The organism is Acidovorax sp. HMWF018 (assembly GCF_003061035.1).
Taxonomy (GTDB): domain Bacteria; phylum Pseudomonadota; class Gammaproteobacteria; order Burkholderiales; family Burkholderiaceae_C; genus Acidovorax; species Acidovorax delafieldii.
The window spans coordinates 1-1,094 of record NZ_QAIM01000636.1 but is presented as its reverse complement, the minus strand read 5'-3'; the positions used below and the strand labels follow the sequence as shown (position 1 = coordinate 1,094).

Sequence of the window (1,094 nt, the reverse complement as noted above, 5' to 3'; positions counted from 1 at the left end):
TTTTGGCCTCCAACACTTATCTGGTTTGCGCTAACAGCTATGTTTCTTGATGCTTTTGGCAGCTGCGCGTTTTGGGGTGGCGCCCAGGCTGTCCTGCTCGACTCATCAAATCGATCGCTTGCAGTTCAAGAGCTAAAGAGATGCTCCTCACTAACTAAAAACTTATTCCCCGCGACATCAATAACCGGCACACTCTTACCGCCTGGCCATTCAAATATTTCACTTGCGATATGCGCGCCTTGGGATTTCAAATTCAACACATGAAACCTAGAGATGAAATCTTCCAAACAAGCAACTTCAATCGTGAACAAAATATTCTCACGGGCTTTAAATGAATTACTTTCGCGAATTATTAAACCAAATTTCTTATCTCTATCTACAATTTTGAAACAGCCCATTCCGTACTCGCCGCTCAAGTAAAAAAGCTTCAATTCATTCACATAAAAATGAAGCAGCTTCTCACCGTTCTGACAACCAACTTCCACAAACATCTGCATTAACATTTCCCTATTCGCTGACGCATACCGGCAACCGTCTCCCCAGATGCAAATTTCTTCAGCGTAATCTTTGCCGCACCTTTTTCTTTGACAGCCTCAAGCTCAGCTGCATAGAAACGGCTCGGATTAGTCCGACCATCTGGTCCGATATCTACAACTTTATAGCCGGCATCGATCTTCTTTTTGAGCCAATCTTTATTCCACTGGACCGCTTTCTCGAAATCAGCGTCTGGCATGCCTGGCGACAAGATACCACCTCGCCACTGTGACTTCGGGTGGCGCATGCTTTCTGCGTTGATACCTTGCTGCCTAAGCAACCTTGCAGCCTCATCGGCCGCACTCTGTCCTTCCCCGATCACGACTACGGGTGATCCCGAGAGCCCGAATGGATCCACCCAAGAGATAGCATTTGGTGCATAGCTTCCCAAGTTCACCCCCCCAGCCAGCCCAATAGGGTCCGGGCTGATGAACTTGCCTATGTCCGCATCGTAGTACCGGAAGGTGTTGTAGTGCAGCCCCGTCTCCCGGTCCAGGTATTGGCCCTGGAATCGCAGGTTCTGCTCTTGTCGGTCTCCCTGTGGGATATCCCCTTCCGTC

The 1,094-nt window shown here is 48.8% G+C and carries 2 protein-coding genes; both read right to left on the bottom strand.

Annotated features, from left to right (window positions below; translation table 11 throughout):
* Positions 1-125 precede the first annotated feature (125 nt).
* Positions 126-497 (bottom strand): hypothetical protein, encoded by a 372-nt coding sequence (locus DBR23_RS29465; RefSeq protein WP_146191463.1) that lies wholly within the window; start codon positions 495-497, stop codon positions 126-128.
* Positions 497-1,094, bottom strand: a 598-nt coding sequence (locus tag DBR23_RS26890; protein WP_146191462.1) for an RHS repeat-associated core domain-containing protein, incomplete at its 5' end; no start/stop codon positions are given. The genes DBR23_RS26890 and DBR23_RS29465, both read right to left, overlap by 1 nt.